The sequence below is a fragment of the Polaromonas sp. genome (genome assembly GCF_010365105.1).
Lineage (GTDB): Bacteria > Pseudomonadota > Gammaproteobacteria > Burkholderiales > Burkholderiaceae_C > Polaromonas.
Genome location: NZ_JAAFGZ010000007.1, coordinates 135,041 through 152,453, shown reverse-complemented (window position 1 = coordinate 152,453; position 17,413 = coordinate 135,041). Strand labels below are relative to the sequence as shown.

Here is a 17,413-nt window from a genome sequence, read left to right as displayed (position 1 = left end):
CTTGGGACTGGTGCCCTCAGCGCCGTGGTCCCGCTGCGGTCATGGCCACAATTTCCCTTAAAACGGTGTTGGTGACCGAATTGGACAAGTCCAGGGCCCGATTGTTCCGGTAATAGGGGCTCAGGTCCAGCCCGACGCCGATGCCGTAAATTTCCACCTGGCCTTGTGCCTCTAGCTGGGCCACCACGTTGCACAGGTGATGGTCCAGATAGTGGGCGTCGTTGGCCAGAGTGGTTGCGCCATCGGTGGGGCTGCCGTCGGAAATCACCATCAACAGGCGTCGCCCATCGTGCCTTTGAACCAGTCGCTGCGCAGCCCAGGCCACCGCTTCGCCGTCCACTCCTTCGCGGAAAAGATCGCTTTTGAGCAAAGCGCCCATCGCCGGTCGCGCACGCCGCCAGGGCGTATCGCTGTCCTTGAAGATCAGGTGTGCCGCTTCATTGAGACGCCCGGGATGGGGCGGGCGGCCAGCGCGCATCCAGGCTTTCTGGGCGCGACCGCCATTCCAGGCATTGGTGGTGAAGCCCAGCACTTCGGTGGTCACGCCGATCTGGTCCAGCGCACGGGCCATGACATCGACCAGCACGGCAACAGATTCAATGTGCTCGCGCATGGAGCCCGAGCAATCAATCAGAAAGCTCACGGCGCTGTCCGCAACCGGTGCATGTTGTTCGATGCGAAACAGGCGGCGTTCGGCGGGTGACGTGATGAGCTGACTGAGCTGACGGCCATCGATGTAGCCTTCTTCTTGCCCACCGATCCAGCCGTCGCGCACCGGCGTGGCGAGCACGGCATTGAGCTCACGGGCCAGGCGCGCCACCGACAGGCCCTGTTGCTCGATGCACTGGTCAAGCCGTTCCCGGTATTCCTCCAGCACTGCAGCGCGCACCAGGGTGGCGGCATCGACTTCGGTGTCAAATTCATCGGTGAATACGCGGTACACGCCACCCGATTCGGCCAGGGACCGGCTGTTGCCGCTGCTGGCGGTGGTGAAGCCTTCTTCTTCACCTTCGCTGTCGAAATCCATCCAGAGGTTGAAGTCCAATGGCTTGTCATCGGGCTCGGTATCGATGTCATTCTCGCCGCCGATGCCTTGCAGGTCGTAAGCGGCCAGCATGCCAGCCACCAGCGAAGCCATCGAAAGGGCGTGTTCGGCATAGGCTGCCTGATCGAAGCGTTGACGGCGCAAACCGGCCAGGTCATGGCCCAGGCTGCGCACGATGGACATGCGGGTGGCTTCGATCGCGTCTTCGGTGGCTTCGACCACCGGTTGGGCGGTCACGCGCGAGCGGGTGATCTGCGCCACCGTATAGAGCAGGATGCCTTTGGATGTTTCAGTCAGACCACTGTTGTAAAACGCCATGGACCAGGCCTCGAAGCGGTGGCGCAGGTTGTGCGCCATGCCGGGCATGTCAGTGGGTGCCAGCGCTTCCACCCGGAATTGCTCGAGCATCTCGAACAGCATGCGCTCCATCGGATATGTCGGGCGCAGACGCTTGTGCAGTTTTGCATCGGAGAACTGCAGACGCAGGGCCATGGCGTCGGCGGCACCGCGAAACGAGGAGAAGTCGTCCACCTCGGGTTTGGGGCTGAGGTGCGGCGCAAACGGTGGCAGCGCCTTGTCGTTTCTGAAAAGTCTGCGACCACGGAAATGCAGCCCGGCTTGGCCGCTTAGCGCGCGGATGGTCGCGGCGCAGAGGTCGTCTATGCGTTGCTGATGGCGCGTGGCGCTGGCCGCAGCCGGGTGCTCGACCATGGGGTCAGGCGGCGTGAACGAACGAAGCTTCGAGCTCGCGATGAAAGCAACGCTGAAAATACTCGGCCACGGTGGCGCGCTCGCTCTCATCGCATTTATTCACGAAAGAGAGCTGAAACGCCAGGCCGGGATCGCGGAAGATTTCCATGTTTTCTGCCCAGGTGATCACGGTGCGAGGTGACATCAAAGTGGACAGATCGCCCACGCGAAAACCTTTGCGTGTGAGGTCGGCTACAGCCACCATGGCGTTGATCATCTCTTGGCCAGCGGAGTCGGCATAGGCGGGAACACGGGCGGTGACGATGGCCACCTCTTCCTTGCGCTCAAGATAGTTGAGCGCCACCACAATGTTCCAGCGGTCGATCTGCGCATGATTGAGACGCTGGGCGCCGTGGTACATGCCGTTGAGGTTGCCTTGACCCACGGTGTTGGCCGTGGCAAACAGGCGGAAGTAGGGGTTAGGCGTCAAAACGCGGTTCTGATCCATCAAGGTGAACTTGCCGTCGCGTTCCAGGATGCGCTGGATCACGAACATCACGTCGGGGCGGCCAGCGTCGTATTCGTCAAAGATCAGCGCCATGGGGCGCTGCAGCGACCACGGCACGATGCCTTCCTGGAATTCGGTGACCTGTTGGCCTTCTTTCAAGACCACCGCATCTTTGCCCACCAGGTCGAGGCGGCTCACATGGCCGTCGAGGTTGACGCGCACGCAAGGCCAGTTAAGGCGTGCCGCGACTTGTTCGATGTGGGTGGATTTTCCGGTGCCGTGCAGGCCTTGAACCATTACGCGCCGGTCACGGCTGAAGCCTGCCAGCAAGGCCAGCGTGACCGCCGGGTTGAAGCGGTAGGTGGCGTCGACATCAGGGACATGTTCGTCGCGTTCAGCGAAAGCCGGTACCTTGAGGTCGGTATCGATGCCAAATACATCGCGAACTGACACCATGTTGGTGGGTCGCAGGGAGGTCAATTCGGTCATCAGTGAGAGTCTCCGGTCATGGCTCGGCGCTGGGGCTCAGGCGCTTTTGCTGTGGTCAATGGGATCGGTGGCGTTGCTTTCGATGCGACTGAGCGCATCGGCGGCTCGTTGCAAAGCAGGTAGGAGCTGAATGGCTTTCAGGACACTCAGTCGCATGATCGGGGCTTGCACCGCAACACAAAGGTTGGAGCGACCACTGGCATTGGGAACCAGCACCGCCACACAGAGCAAGCCAGGCAAAAACTCTTCGTTGTCCAGGGCAAATCCCTGTTGTTTCACCTGTTTGATTTCTTCCTCGAGCGCATCCAGATCCGTCAGCGTTTTGGGTGTGAATGCTTCCAGTGGTGCGTGTGCCAGCAGGCGCTGACGCTGCGCAGGGGTCATGCTGGCGAGAAACATTTTCCCGCTGGCCGAACAGTGCACGGGAACCCGGGATCCTGAGTGCAAATAAAAGCGCAGTGGCGCGGGTGTCTCGACACGGTCCAGGTAGATCACCTCGCTGCCACTCAGCGCGGTGAGGTTGCAGCTTTCGCCAACTTCGTTGACCAAGGCGCGCAAGACGCCGTGGCGTGCGCCATGAAAAGTGTCGTTGAGAAGCAGGTTTTCAGCCAGCTTTCTCAGGCGCACACCGGTGCCGTACTGCCGGTTGTCTCCGCTGCGCTCCAAGAGTCCGGCGCTTTCAAGTTGCTGAAGCATTCGGTGCAATGTTGGCTTGGGAATACTGGTCTCTTCTGCAAGTTGCTGAAGTGAGAAGAACTGGTCTTTGGACGCCACAACCTCCAGCAGCGAAAACAAGCGCAGCGTCGGGGTGTCACCGTTTATTTCTATCGGCGATTGAACAGGGGTTGGCACACTTTTCATGACATCGATCATAGTTGAATTTCAAAAAATAGTTAAAAAAGTTCCGATAAATGAGATTTATTGTTGACCAATGATAAAAATCCATCTACAGTTCAACATATTCCGGAAAACGGAATAAATCGTTTCAAATTTCATTCAAACTATCGGCCAACGCCGCAGGAGACATCGATGAGCAAAACCACAACCGACACCCGCACCGTCGTCAGCGGCGTGCAAAAAATGACGCCTTCAGAGGCGTTTGTAGAAACCCTGGTCGCCAATGGCGTCACCGACATGTTCGGCATCATGGGTTCAGCCTTCATGGATGCCATGGATATTTTCGCTCCCGCCGGTATCCGCCTGATTCCTGTCGTGCACGAGCAAGGTGCTGCACATATGGCCGACGGCTATGCCCGCGTGTCCGGCCGCCATGGTGTAACCATTGGTCAAAACGGCCCCGGCATCAGTAACTGCGTGACCGCCATTGCTGCCGCCTTCTGGGCACACAGCCCTGTCGTGATCATCACTCCCGAGACCGGCACCACCGGTATCGGTCTGGGCGGCTTCCAGGAAGCCAATCAGTTGCCGATGTTTGAAGAATTCACCAAGTATCAAGGTCACGTGACGCACCCCAAGCGCATGGCCGAGTACACGGCGCGCTGCTTTGACCGCGCCATGAGCGACAACGGTCCGACCCAGCTGAACATCCCCCGTGACTACTTTTATGGCGAGATCGAGTGCGAGATTCCTCAGCCGATGCGTGTGGACCGTGGCGCTGGTGGTGAAGCTACTTTGGCTGCTGCAACTGAATTGCTGGCCACGGCCAAGTTCCCGGTCATTTTGGCTGGTGGCGGTGTCGTGATGGGCGGTGCTGTCGACGCGTGCAAGGCTTTGGCCGAGCGTCTGGGCGCCCCTGTGGTGACCGGCTACCTGCGCAATGACGCCTTCCCTGCCAGCCATGAATTGTGGGCTGGTCCCTTGGGTTACCAGGGCTCCAAGGCCGCCATGAAGCTGATCGCTCAAGCCGACGTGGTGATTGCTTTGGGTTCACGCATGGGCCCATTCGGTACCCTGCCACAGCATGGCATGGACTACTGGCCCAAGACCGCCAAGATCATTCAGGTTGAAGCCGACCACACCAACCTGGGACTGGTGAAGAAGATCTCCGTCGGTATCTGCGGCGATGCCAAGGCCACGGCCCTTGAACTGACCAAGCGCCTGACCGGCAAGACACTGGCGTGCGATGCCACCAAGGCAGAGCGTGCCAAGACCATTGCCAGTGAAAAAGCCGCCTGGGAAAAGGAACTTGACGAGTGGACTCACGAGAAGGATGCCTTCAGCCTGGACATGATCGAAGAGAACAAGAAGGAAGTCACATTCAACGGCGGTGAGTACCTGCACCCCCGCCAGGTTCTGCGTGAACTGGAAAAGGCCATGCCGCCACGTGCCATGGTGTCCACCGACATCGGCAATATCAATTCCGTCGCCAACAGCTACCTGCGGTTTGAAGAGCCCCGCAGCTTCTTCGCCCCCATGAGTTTCGGCAATTGCGGTTATGCCTTGCCCACCATGATCGGTGCCAAGCTGGCCGCCATGGACCGTCCAGCCATCGCTTACGCAGGCGACGGCGCCTGGGCCATGAGCATGACCGAGATTCTGACCGCCGTGCGTCATGACATTCCGGTGACGGCCATTGTGTTTCACAACCGCCAGTGGGGTGCGGAGAAGAAGAACCAGGTCGACTTCTACAACCGTCGCTTCGTTGCAGCCGAGCTGGAAAACGAGAGCTGGTCCGAGATGGCCAAAGCCATGGGTGCTGAAGGCATCGTGGTCGACAAGCTGGAAGACGTGGGTCCTGCGCTCAAGAAAGCCATCGACATGCAGATGAACGAAGGCAAGACCTGTGTCATTGAAATCATGTGCACCCGCGAATTGGGCGATCCGTTCCGCCGTGATGCGCTGGCCAAGCCTGTCCGCTTCTTGGACAAGTACAAAGACTACGTCTAAGTACCGATCGGAGTCTGCTTTGACTCCTTGACTCCAACGGCGCTGCGAGGACCATTTCTCTTCGCAGCGCTTTTCGTATCTGTATTCTTTCGAACTGGAGGCTTCATGGCTGATCCCGTCGCTTTGTCGATGTTGAACGCAACATCTGCTCACTCTGCATCTGAGTCTGCTCACCCCCATTTGAAGTCGCTGGTCGATGCAGCAAAGGCCTGTGGCCCGATGCGCGTGGCCATCGCTTACCCGTGTGACGCGGCTTCGCTTGGTGCGGCAATCGAAGCCGCCCGCGCCGGTCTCATCATTCCGATCTTGGTGGGGCCTCGCGCCCGCATGGAAGCCGCCGCCCAACAGGGTGGTCTGGAATTGTCTGGCATCGAAATGGTTGAAACCTCAGACAACCCGCGTGTTGCTGCTGCTCAGGCCGCCACCCTGTGTCGCGAAGGCGCCGCCGCCGCCTTGATGAAGGGCAGCTTGCACACCGACGAATTGCTGGGTGCTGCCGTGTCGCGTGACGCCGGCCTGCGCGGCGGCTCGCGTGCCAGCCATGCCTTTGTGTTGGATGTACCTGGTGCGGATCGCCCATTGGTGCTGACCGACTGCGTGGTCAACATTGAACCGGGACTGATGGAAAAGCGCGACATCGTGCAAAACGCCATCAATTTTGCACACGCCATCGGCGTGGCCTGTCCGCGTGTGGCCATTCTTTCGGCCGTGGAAAACATCAACCCCGCCGTTGCAAGCACGCTGGACGCTGCCGCACTGTGCAAGATGGCCGATCGGGGTCAGATCACTGGCGCCATCCTCGATGGTCCTCTGGCCTACGACAACGCGGTTTCCGCCGAGTCAGCCATCAACAAAGGCATCGTGTCCGAAGTGGCGGGCCGGCCCGACATCATGTTGCTGCCCAATCTGGAAGCGGGCAACATGCTCTACAAGCAGTTGGTGTACACCGCTGGTGCAGAGTGCGCGGGTTTGGTGCTGGGCATGAAGGTGCCGATCATCCTCACCAGCCGCTCTGACTCCATCACGGCGCGCATCACTTCATGTGCGCTTGCGGTGCTGGTGGCGACCCGTTTGGCAGGTCGTGGAGATCGCGCATGAACACGGCCGCATCAGGGGGGCGCAATCCCCTGAAGTTCGTGATGCATGTGCTGCCTGGTACGTTGCTGGCCGGGGTGGTGGCTATGGCGGCCACGCTGGTTTCCACGCTGCATGGTGGCCCGCAACTGCTGTATGCCCTGTTCTTCGGCGTTGCGTTTCATTACCTGAGTTCGGACCCCAAGGCCAAACCCGGCATCGAGTTCTGTTCCCGAAACGTCCTGCGTCTGGGGGTGGGCTTGCTTGGCGCGCGTATTACCGCCACACAGATCGCTGGCTTAGGCTGGTCTACCGCAGCGATCGTGATAGTTGCGGTGATTACGACCTTGCTGGTGGGTTATTTCCTGGGCAAGCGCCTGGGGCTGAACCGCGCCCAAGGCGTCCTGTCCGGTGGTTCGGTGGCGATCTGCGGCGCCTCGGCGGCCTTGGCGATCTCGTCGGTGCTGCCGCACAACAAGGAAAGCGAACGTTTCACCCTGACCGTGGTGGTAACGGTGACGGTGCTCTCCACCGTGGCCATGGTGTTTTACCCGTTGATTGCAATTGCTCTCAAGTTGCCCCCCGAACTGGCAGGTCTGTTCCTGGGTGGAACCATCCACGATGTGGCGCAGGTGGTCGGCGCGGGCTATACCATCGACCATCCAACCGGTGACTACGCGACGATTGTCAAGCTGTTCCGCGTGGCCATGCTGGCAGTGGTGGTGGTGGTGGTGTCGACCATGTTCAAGACCGAGCGAGAGCAGCTTGAACGTGACAAGTCAGCCGCCGGCGGTCTGACCGCCGCCAAAAAGCAACCTCTGGTACCGTGGTTCCTCTGGGTGTTCGTTTTCCTGGTGGGGATCAACTCGCTTGGCTTTGTGCCGGCCGAGGTAGGCAAGGGACTGGGTGATCTCTCCCGCTTGTGTCTGGTGGTGGCTATTTCGGCTTTGGGCATCAAGACTTCATTTCAGGAGTTGGCCAAATCTGGCTGGAAGCCGTTCACCTTGCTGGTGGTGGAAACCATGTGGATGGCGGCCTTTGTGCTTGCTGCCATTTATCTGCGCGGCTAGCTGTATATCCCGGAGTCTTTGACCCATTTTTGCTCCATGTTGTCTATTCATAAGAAGAGACAAAACATGCCAACTCAAGATATTGTTTAACGTGGTGTAAAAAAGTGGGTAACAAAATCTGGACAAGAAAAAACCCCAAGTAATTCAATTACTTGGGGTTGAATCGTGGCGGAAGAGGCGGGATTCGAACCCGCGGTAGGTATAACCCTACGCACGCTTTCCAGGCGTGTGACTTAAACCGCTCATCCACCCTTCCGCGAAGCTCTAAATTATAGCAGTCGTACTGGGCAGCTTTGCCGGCCAGGTTCAGGAAATTGCAGGTTAATGCACCGTTCCCTGAAAGCGGTGTTTTTCGAGCTGGGCCATGGTCACAAACTGCAGCGCGTTGGCATGCGTGGCTTCGAGGACCACGGGCGGCGCCACTCCGGCCTCAAGTGCCTCCCGCCAGCGAAGGGCGCACAGGCACCAGCGGTCCCCTGGGTTCAAGCCTGAAAAACGGTGTTGGGGCAAGGGTGTGACCAGGTCGTTGCCCGCAGACTTCGAGAAGTGCAGGAATTGCGCCGTCACCCGGACGCAGATCAGGTGCGAGCCGTGGTCGCTGGCATCGGTGTTACAGCACCCGTCGCGAAAGTAACCTGTCAACGGATCGTAAGAGCAGGGCGCCAGTTCGGTGCCGAGAACGTTTTTTGCATTCATGTAGTTCCGTATTTAAAAAAAACTGACCGCCCAGCGCTCAGGCCTTGTTGGACTGCACCATTTTCATGGCTGAGGTGATAAGCGCCGAGACTTCAGTCATGTTGCTGGGAACGATCAACGTGGTTGTTGCATCGCTGGCAACCTGCGAATACGCCGCCACCGCTTTTTCTGCCACCTTCAACTGCACCGCCAGTTCGCCCCCGGGCTGGCGAATCGCCATGGCGACGACTTCAATGGCCCGGGCATTGGCCTCGGCCACGGCCAGGATGGCGGATGCCTCGCCTTGCGCATTGTTGATAGCGGCCTGTTTTTCGCCTTCGGAGCGGGCGATGAAGGCTTCGCGTTCCCCAGTGGCAATGTTGATCTGCTCCTGCTTGCGGCCTTCGGACGCAGCAATCAGCGCACGCTTTTCGCGTTCCGCCGTGATTTGCGACTGCATGGCGTGCAGGATTTCCTTGGGTGGCGTCAGGTCCTTGATCTCGTAGCGCAGCACCTTCACGCCCCAGTTCAGCGCCGCCTCGTCAATTGCGGCGACGACTTGCGCATTGATGATATTGCGCTCCTCGAAAGTTTTGTCCAGCTCCAGCTTGCCGATGACCGAGCGCAGCGAGGTCTGGGCCAGTTGCGTGACCGCCACGATGTAGTTGGACGAGCCGTAACTTGCCCGCATGGCATCGGTGACCTGGAAATACAAAATGCCATCGACCTGCAACTGGGTGTTGTCGCGGGTGATGCAGACCTGGCTGGGCACGTCCAGCGGGATTTCCTTCAGGCTGTGCTTGTAGGCCACGCGGTCCACGAAAGGAATCAGAAAGTTAAGGCCTGGCGTCAGGGTGCCGAGGTATTTGCCCAAACGCTCCACCACCCAGGCGTTTTGCTGCGGCACTACCTTGATGCTCTGGACAATAAAGATGCCCGCCAGGATGAGAATGACGAGTGCGATTTCCATGAAAACTTCCTTGTTTTAATATGAGTTGGGCCTTGCGTGGGTGGCCCGGGAACTGACCCATGGGTATGCCTTACTGCGGCTCGATGACCAGGTGGTTGCCGCGCATTTCCTTGATCCGGAAGTTCCCCGGGTTGAATGCTTCGGCGGGATCGGCCGCAATGGCGGTCCAGTGGGCGCCACGAAAATGCACGCTGGCCGTGCCGTCGGCATTCCAGCGCGCCACATGAACCATGTCGCCAATATCCAGATGAACGTCCCGATTGGAATGGGCAGGCATGGGCGCCGGACGCTTGCTGCGCCGCCAGTGCCATACGGCAACAGCGCCGCCTCCGATGGCTGCCGCCACCAGCATCTGGCCCGTCAGTGCAAGGCCCATTATTGCCGCCAGCGCACCGGCCACCAACCCGGTTGCCAGCATTAGCAGATAGAACGTGCCTGTCAACAGTTCCACGGCAATGGCCGCGCCTGCCAGCAGCCACCAGATGCCTGCTTCGCCCATGATGTTTCCTTTTGTCAGTGATTTTCCCTATTTTGGGCCAGATCAGCGCGGTGCAACCGGAGAGTCACAATACATCCTTAAACTTCGCAGTTTGCAAAAAGTCTTTGCGCCTTGGAAAAAAAGCCGACTGCAGAGATAAGCGAAAATTGCGCATCAACCTGCGCAAGGAATTGCGTGGATCTGTTTGCCTCTTAATTGGCGCTTCTAGCTTTTTTTCTTTCAACCGTTCGGGCTCAACCTGTCTATGCCTTCTGAACGTTCATTTTCATGCCCTCCGACAGGTTCGGGGCACCCTCAACTCCTGCATACGCCATGAAATTTCGCTTTCCGATTGTCATCATTGACGAGGACTTCCGTTCTGAAAACACCTCTGGCCTGGGCATTCGTGCGCTTGCCCAGGCCATTGAAACCGAGGGCTTTGAAGTGCTGGGCGTGACTGGCTACGGCGACCTGTCGCAGTTCGCGCAGCAACAAAGCCGTGCCAGCGCCTTCATCTTGTCGATTGACGACGAAGAATTCACGCCCGGTCCCGACCTGGACCCGGCCGTGCTGGACCTGCGCAAGTTCATTGCCGAGGTGCGCCGCAAAAACCTTGACGTGCCGATTTACGTCTATGGCGAGACCAAGACCTCGCGGCACATTCCCAACGACATCCTGCGCGAGCTGCACGGCTTCATCCACATGTTCGAGGACACGCCCGAGTTCGTCGCTCGCCACATCATCCGCGAAGCCAAGAGCTACCTCGAAGGCGTGCAGCCGCCGTTTTTCAAGGCGCTGCTGGACTACGCCGAAGACGGCTCGTACTCGTGGCACTGCCCTGGTCACTCCGGCGGCGTGGCATTCCTGAAAAGCCCGGTCGGCCAGATGTACCACCAGTTCTACGGCGAAAACATGCTGCGCTCTGACGTGTGCAATGCGGTGGAGGAACTGGGCCAGTTGCTGGACCACAACGGCGCCATTGGTGCCAGCGAGCGCAATGCGGCGCGCATCTTCAATGCCGACCACTGCTTTTTCGTGACCAATGGCACGTCGACGTCCAACAAGATGGTCTGGCACCACACGGTGGCGCCGGGCGATGTGGTGGTGGTGGACCGCAACTGCCACAAGTCCATCCTGCACGCCATCATCATGACCGGCTCGATCCCGGTGTTCCTGAAGCCGACGCGCAACCATTTCGGCATCATCGGCCCGATTCCTCAGAGCGAATTCGAGCCCGAAGCCATTCGCGCCAAGATTGCGGCGAATCCCTTGCTCAAGGGCGTGGATGCCGCCACCGTCAAGCCGCGTGTGCTGACGCTGACGCAGTCGACCTACGACGGTGTGCTGTACAACACCGAGACCATCAAGGGCATGCTCGACGGCTACATCGACAACCTGCATTTCGACGAAGCCTGGCTGCCGCACGCCGCGTTTCACCCGTTTTATGGGACCTACCATTCGATGGGAAAAAACCGCATACGGCCGAAAAACGCTGTGGTCTACGCCACGCAGTCAATCCACAAACTGCTGGCCGGTATCAGCCAGGCCAGCCATGTGCTGGTGCAGGACTCGCAAAACGTCAAGCTCGACAGGCATCTCTTCAACGAGGCCTACCTGATGCACACCTCGACATCGCCGCAGTACAGCATCATTGCAAGCTGCGACGTGGCCGCCGCCATGATGGAGCCGCCGGGCGGCACCGCGCTGGTCGAGGAAAGCATTGCCGAAGCGCTGGATTTTCGGCGCGCAATGCGCAAGATCGCCGAAGAATATGAAACCGACTGGTGGTTCAAGGTCTGGGGTCCGGACAAGCTGGTGGAAGAAGGCATCGGCGAGGCGAAAGACTGGATCATCAAGGGCGAGTCACGCACCGCCAAGACCGCCAAGAATGGCGCCAACAACTGGCACGGCTTTGGCCAGATGGCTACCGGCTTCAACATGCTCGACCCGATCAAGTCGACCATCGTCACGCCTGGGCTGGACCTGAACGGCAAGTTCTCCAAAACCGGGATACCGGCCAGCATCGTCACCAAGTTCCTGGCAGAGCACGGCGTGATCGTCGAAAAGACGGGGCTGTACAGCTTTTTCATCCTGTTCACCATCGGCATCACAAAAGGCCGCTGGAATACGCTGCTGACCGCCTTGCAGCAGTTCAAGGACGACTACGACAAGAACCAGCCGATGTGGCGCATCCTGCCCGAGTTCTGCCAGAAGTTTCCCAAATACGAGCGCATGGGGCTGGCCGACCTGTGCCAGCATATCCATACCCTGTATGCCAAGTACGACATTGCCCGCCTGACAACGGACGTGTACCTGAGTGACCTGGCGCCGGCCATGAAGCCTAGCGATGCCTATGCCCACATTGCCCATCGCACCACTGAGCGGGTCGAGATCGACTACCTGGAAGGCCGCATCACCGTCGGGCTGGTCACGCCTTACCCGCCAGGCATTCCGCTGCTGATTCCGGGAGAGGTGTTCAACAAGAAGATCGTCGACTACCTCAAGTTTTCGCGAGAGTTCAATGCCCAGTGCCCCGGTTTTGAAACCGACATCCACGGCTTGGTGGCGCAGGAAGATGCCAAGGGCAAGATGCGCTATTACGCCGACTGCGTGAAGAAATAGGCTGGGGCGGCGGCCGCGCCATGCAGGTAACGAATTTTTGTATGAAAAAAGCCATTTACACAGGCTGGATCTGCAAAATTAGCTATTGATTCAGTAGCAAAAATTCTGATTTCCCTCAATACCATGGCGGTCATTTAACGGGTTTTGCTTCAGTCTTCGCGCACCCGCATGAAGCTGGCAAAGCGCGGGATGCCGCTGTCGTTTATTCCCCGGAAACGATAGGTCACGCGCACGCCGATGGGGGGCGGGTTTTGCCTTTGTGCATCGCTAAAGCCCGTGCCCAGCTTGAAGCGCTGCGCGGGCTGGCCGTCGGCCGCCGGCATTTCGACCAGCAGAGCGCCCAGCTTGCCGGTGTATTTGCCCTGGCCGGCAATGTGCGCCACGACGCGTGCTTCGGTATCCTCGTAAGGCTTGAACTTGAGCAAGTCTTCGCTGCGAACACCTTTGTACAGTGACGCGCCACGGTGCAGCATCAGGCCCTCGCCGCCGTTCTTGACGGTCCTGGCCAGCAGCGTGCGCAACGCCTGAGGGGTCGCCACCTTGAACTGCGCCACGGCCTGAACCCAGGGCTTGTCAATGCGGCTGACGACGCCATTGATCAAAGGAATCCGCTCGGTGAACGGGCCGCCTTCTGCGGGCAAATCAAACACCATGAAACGCATGGCGCGCCACGCGGCATCCTGGGGCGTTTGCTGGCGCACGGTGGACACCGCCTTGCCAAACTGCCCGTGCCCGGCCCAGAGTTCGCCGTCCATCGCCACCGTGGGCCAGCCTGCGGTGAACCAGCCAGGTGCGGCAACGCGCTCGCCGCCGCGTGTCCAGAGTTGCTGGCCGTCCCAGTAGCCGCGAACGCCATCGTACTTTTCACTCACCCAGTAGTCGGCCAGCACCACACCGTCGCGGTACACATTGGCCAGCATCAATGACGGGGCTGGTTCGGCCCGAGCAGCGGCAGCAGGCAGCAGCGAAACTGCAAGGGTCAGGCTGACCAGGGACAGGAGAAAGCGTCGCCGCATCGTGCGCCTTTTGGCTAATTGCTATAAAAAATATAGCTGAATATGTAACGGTGGAGTGCGGAAACCGGCTTTTTTATCTGAAGATCAGGTGACCGACTCGCTGTCCCGGCTGGCGCCAGCCGTTGCGCTGAAGCCGCAATCGACATAAGTGATCTCCGCCGTCACGCCGCTCGCCAGATCGCTGAGCAGGAAAGCAGCCACATTGCCCACATCCTCGATCGTGACATTGCGGCGCATGGGCGAGGCCGCAGCCACCATGCCCAGCAGCTTGCCGAAATCCTTGATGCCGCTGGCCGCCAGTGTCTTGATGGGCCCTGCGCTCAGGCCGTTGGCGCGCATGCCCTTGGGGCCGAGCGATTCGGCCAGGTAGCGCACCGACGCTTCCAGGCTGGCCTTGGCCAGACCCATGGTGTTGTAGTGCGGAATGATGCGGTCCGCGCCGAGGTAAGTCAGCGTCAGCACGGCCGATTTCGGGTTCAGGTAGGGCAGGGCGGCCTTGGCCATGGCCGGAAAGCTGTAGGCGCTGATGTCGTGGGCAATGCGGAAGTTTTCGCGCGAGAAGCCGTCGAGAAAATCGCCGGCAATCGCTTCGCGCGGCGCGTAGCCGATGCTGTGGACAAAGCCGTCGAAGGTTGGCCAGGTCTTGGACAGGTCGACAAACAGCTTGTCGATCTGCTCGTCGGAGCCGACATCGCAGTCAAAGATCAGGGTGGAGTCAAAATCGGCAGCGAACTCGGTGATACGGTCCTTGAAACGCTCGCCCACGTAGCTGAAAGCCAGCTCGGCGCCCTGTGCGTGGCAGGCCTTGGCAATGCCATAGGCGATGGACCGGGTGGACAGCACGCCCGTGATCAACAGTTTTTTGCCGGCGAGAAAACCCATTTTTATGCTCCTGTGTGTTCGTGTGATTCGGCCACAGTATTGCGCAAGCCTGACGTTTGGCGGTTGCGCAGGCTGTAAAAAATTGGCCGAATTAAGTAGTGCAGAATTGTCGCATGCGGGATTTGATTTTTTTACGGGCCTTGGTTCTGGTCTGCGCGGCAGGCCTTGCCCCGCAAAGCCGGGCCGCCCATGCCTACGCGCAGTTTGGCGACATCAAGTACCCGGCGGGTTTCACGCATTTCGATTATGTGAATCCGGCTGCGCCCAAGGGTGGCGAAATCCGCATGGTGCCGCCGACCCGGCCGACCAACTTTGACAAGTTCAATCCCTTCACGCTGCGCGGCACGGCGCCTTACGGGCTGGGGATCTTGCTGATTGAAAGCCTGCTTACGGGAAATTCGGAAGAACCGACCACGGCCTACGGACTGCTGGCCGACGATGTGGCGGTCGCGCCTGACAAACTCTCGGTGACGTTCCACCTGAATGGCAAGGCGCGCTTTCACAACGGCTCGCCTGTGCTGGCGGCCGATGTGCTGCATTCATTCACCCAGCTCACCAGCAAGCTGGCCGCGCCGCAGTACCGCACGATTTATGCGGAAGTCAGGGGCGTCACCGTGGTTTCCGAGCTAGTGGTACGTTTCGACTTCCTGACGCCCAATCCCGAACTGCCGCTGGTGGTGGGCGGCATGCCGGTATTCAGCCGCAACTGGGGCAAGGTCGATGGCCAGGCCAGGCCCTTTGACAAGATCGTGTCCGACATTCCCATCGGCTCTGGGCCGTACAAGGTGGCCAACCCGGCCATGGGCCGCGACATTACCTACGTGCGCGACCCGGCCTACTGGGGTGTTGACTTGCCAAGCCGCAAGGGTCAGTTCAACTTCGACCGCATCATCTTCAAGATCTACCTGGACGAAACCTCGCGTTTCGAGGGGCTTAAGGCCGGGGAATTCGATTTCCTGCGCGAATTCATCTCGCGCAACTGGGCGCGCCAGTACACCGGCAAGGCTTTCACGTCAGGCGAACTGGTCAAGCGCGCCTTTGAAAACCGCAACCCCGGCGATTTCCAGGGCTATGTGTTCAACCTGCGAAACCCCAAGTTCCAGGATGCGCGGGTGCGGCGCGCCATCGGCCTGGCGATGGATTTCGAGTGGATGAACCGGCAACTGTTCTACGGCCTCTACAAGCGCGTCAACGGTTACTTTCCCAACAGCGAGTTTCATGCCGAAGGCCTGCCCAAACCTGATGAACTGGCCTTGCTGGAGCCTTTGCGCGCCAAGCTCAAGCCAGAAGTGTTCGGCCAGGTTCCTGTTTCGCCGACGACCACGCCGCCCGGCAGCCTGCGAGAAAACCTCCGCCAGGCCCAGGCCTTGCTGCGCGAGGCGGGCTGGACCTACCGTGACGGCGCGCTGAGGAATAGCAAGGGCGAGGCTTTCACCATGGAGTTTTTGAACGACCAGCCTTCGCTGGTCCGCATCGTCGGGCCGTTCCAGAAGGCGCTGGAAAAGCTCGGCATCACCATGACCTACCGCATCGTCGATTTTTCGCTGGGCAAGCAGAAGATGGATTCCTTTGATTTCGAAATCACCACGTTGCGACTGCCGGGCAGCACCGCGCCGGGCGGCGAGCTGCTCGAATTGTTTGGCTCGAAGGCTGCCAGCACACCGGGTTCTTCCAATGTCTGGGGCATTGCCGATCCGGCGGTCGATGCGCTGCTGCAAAAGGTCGTGACCGCCAGGACGCGTCCTGAGCTGGGTGCGTCAATGCGCGCGCTGGACCGCGTGCTGACGCATGGCTACTACTCGGTTCCGCAATACTACGGTGATGCCTTCCTGATTGGCTACCGGCCACGGCGCTTCTTGTTGCCTGACACGGTTCCGCCGTATTACCAGCCCGACACCTGGGCCATGAGCGCCTGGTGGGCATCCCCGTCCAACAAGTAGGAAGCCGCACCCTCCATGGCCAGCTATATCCTCAAGCGCCTGCTACTGATGATCCCGACCTTGTTCGGCGTGCTGCTGCTGACCTTTGCCATGGTGCAGTTCGTGCCGGGCGGGCCGGTCGAGCAGATGGTGGCGCAGCTTCAGGGTCGTGATTCGGGGGGCGAGCGGGCTGCCAGCAGCGGGGCTGGGTACCGGGGCCGGCAGGGCGTGGATGCCGAGCGCATCGAGGAGATCAAGGCGCTGTACGGCTTTGACAAGCCGGTGCTTGAGCGCTTTGTCCAGATGCTGGGTCGCTTCGCACGGTTTGACCTGGGCAACAGCTTTTACCAGCACAAGGATGTCTGGCAACTGGTCAAGGAAAAGCTGCCGGTGTCGGTCAGTCTGGGGCTGTGGACTTTTTTTCTGAGTTACCTGATTGCCGTGCCGCTGGGCGTGGCCAAGGCGGTCAGGGCGGGCAGCCGCTTCGACTTCCTGACCACGCTGGTGGTGCTGGTCGGCTATGCAATTCCGGGTTTCGTGCTGGGCGTGGCGCTGCTGGTGGTGTTTGGCGGACAGCTGCAGTGGTTCCCCCTGCGCGGGTTGACCTCGGCCAATTGGGAGACCCTTGGCTGGTGGGCGCGCATCACCGATTACCTCTGGCACATCACCTTGCCGATTACCGCCATGGTGCTCGGCAGCTTTGCCGTGACGGCGGTGCTGACCAAGAACTCGTTTCTGGAGGAAATCCGCAAGCAGTATGTGCTGACCGCCCGCGCCAAGGGCTTGAGCGAGCGCCAGGTGCTGTGGAAGCATGTGTTCCGCAATGCGCTGATCCCCATCATCACCGGCTTTCCAGCCGCGTTCATCGGGGCCTTTTTCACCGGTTCGCTGTTGATCGAAACCCTGTTTTCCCTCGACGGCCTGGGCCTGCTCAGCTACGAAAGCGTGATCCGACGCGACTACCCGGTGGTGCTGGGCACGCTGTATTTGTTCACGCTGATTGGCCTGGTGACCAAACTGATCAGCGACCTTTGCTATGTATGGGTGGACCCTCGTGTCAAATTCGACTGATATGGCCAGCATGTCTCGCTCCGGCGCCGTAGCGGTTCCCGCTCCAGCCCAGCCAGG

14 protein-coding genes and 1 tRNA gene are annotated in these 17,413 nt (G+C 59.7%); 6 read left to right on the top strand and 9 right to left on the bottom strand.

The features are described 5' to 3' along the window. Positions 1 to 16 precede the first annotated feature (16 nt). From GZ092_RS06545 to GZ092_RS06535, 3 genes are read right to left on the bottom strand one after another with little or no spacing between them, the layout of a single operon-like run. Positions 17 to 1,756, bottom strand: a complete 1,740-nt coding sequence (locus GZ092_RS06545; RefSeq protein ID WP_293635503.1) for a cobalt chelatase — start codon at positions 1,754 to 1,756, stop codon at positions 17 to 19. Between the two features lie 4 nt (positions 1,757 to 1,760). Next, entirely contained in the window at positions 1,761 to 2,732 is a 972-nt protein-coding gene (locus GZ092_RS06540) for an AAA family ATPase (RefSeq protein WP_293635501.1), read from the bottom strand. Positions 2,733 to 2,768: 36 nt separating this feature from the next. Further along, complete coding sequence (locus GZ092_RS06535) at positions 2,769 to 3,605, bottom strand: IclR family transcriptional regulator (RefSeq protein ID WP_293635499.1); 837 nt, start codon at positions 3,603 to 3,605, stop codon at positions 2,769 to 2,771. 156 nt (positions 3,606 to 3,761) lie between these two features. Between GZ092_RS06535 and xsc the strand changes: the two genes are divergently transcribed. The 3 genes from xsc (at position 3,762) to GZ092_RS06520 (ending at position 7,723) form a co-directional block, all read left to right on the top strand. After that, positions 3,762 to 5,579, top strand: a complete 1,818-nt coding sequence (xsc, locus tag GZ092_RS06530) for a sulfoacetaldehyde acetyltransferase (RefSeq protein ID WP_293635497.1) — start codon at positions 3,762 to 3,764, stop codon at positions 5,577 to 5,579. A 105-nt stretch (positions 5,580 to 5,684) separates the two neighbouring features. After that, on the top strand, positions 5,685 to 6,677 hold the full coding sequence (locus GZ092_RS06525; protein WP_293635495.1) for a bifunctional enoyl-CoA hydratase/phosphate acetyltransferase: 993 nt from the start codon (positions 5,685 to 5,687) through the stop codon (positions 6,675 to 6,677). Further along, entirely contained in the window at positions 6,674 to 7,723 is a 1,050-nt protein-coding gene (locus GZ092_RS06520) for a putative sulfate exporter family transporter (RefSeq protein WP_293635494.1), read from the top strand. Before GZ092_RS06525 ends, GZ092_RS06520 begins: the two co-directional genes overlap by 4 nt. A 166-nt stretch (positions 7,724 to 7,889) precedes the next feature. On the opposite strand, the gene GZ092_RS06515 is transcribed toward GZ092_RS06520, so the two are convergent. The 4 genes from GZ092_RS06515 to GZ092_RS06500 form a co-directional block, all read right to left on the bottom strand. Beyond that, positions 7,890 to 7,979: transfer RNA gene (locus tag GZ092_RS06515), tRNA-Ser, on the bottom strand. A 65-nt stretch (positions 7,980 to 8,044) separates the two neighbouring features. Further along, positions 8,045 to 8,419, bottom strand: coding sequence for a DUF2237 domain-containing protein (locus tag GZ092_RS06510; protein ID WP_293635492.1), 375 nt, complete (start codon positions 8,417 to 8,419; stop codon positions 8,045 to 8,047). Between the two features lie 37 nt (positions 8,420 to 8,456). After that, entirely contained in the window at positions 8,457 to 9,368 is a 912-nt protein-coding gene (locus GZ092_RS06505; RefSeq protein WP_293635490.1) for a stomatin-like protein, read from the bottom strand. Positions 9,369 to 9,438: 70 nt separating this feature from the next. Further along, on the bottom strand, positions 9,439 to 9,867 hold the full coding sequence (locus GZ092_RS06500; protein ID WP_293635488.1) for an NfeD family protein: 429 nt from the start codon (positions 9,865 to 9,867) through the stop codon (positions 9,439 to 9,441). 312 nt (positions 9,868 to 10,179) lie between these two features. On the opposite strand from GZ092_RS06500, the gene GZ092_RS06495 reads away from it, so the two are divergent. Then, positions 10,180 to 12,468, top strand: a complete 2,289-nt coding sequence (locus GZ092_RS06495; RefSeq protein WP_293635486.1) for an arginine/lysine/ornithine decarboxylase — start codon at positions 10,180 to 10,182, stop codon at positions 12,466 to 12,468. A gap of 149 nt (positions 12,469 to 12,617) precedes the next feature. Here the strand turns inward: GZ092_RS06495 and GZ092_RS06490 are convergent, their stop codons facing one another. Beyond that, entirely contained in the window at positions 12,618 to 13,484 is an 867-nt protein-coding gene (locus GZ092_RS06490; RefSeq protein ID WP_293635484.1) for a DNA ligase, read from the bottom strand. An 84-nt stretch (positions 13,485 to 13,568) separates the two neighbouring features. Continuing rightward, a complete protein-coding gene (gene fabI / locus GZ092_RS06485) occupies positions 13,569 to 14,366 on the bottom strand; it encodes an enoyl-ACP reductase FabI (RefSeq protein ID WP_293635483.1) in 798 nt (265 codons plus the stop codon). A gap of 113 nt (positions 14,367 to 14,479) precedes the next feature. Here fabI and GZ092_RS06480 point away from each other — a divergent pair, with 113 nt between their 5' ends. Then, positions 14,480 to 16,306, top strand: a complete 1,827-nt coding sequence (locus GZ092_RS06480; protein WP_293635482.1) for an extracellular solute-binding protein — start codon at positions 14,480 to 14,482, stop codon at positions 16,304 to 16,306. A gap of 15 nt (positions 16,307 to 16,321) precedes the next feature. Continuing rightward, complete coding sequence (yejB, locus tag GZ092_RS06475) at positions 16,322 to 17,356, top strand: microcin C ABC transporter permease YejB (protein ID WP_293635481.1); 1,035 nt, start codon at positions 16,322 to 16,324, stop codon at positions 17,354 to 17,356. Positions 17,357 to 17,413 lie beyond the last annotated feature (57 nt).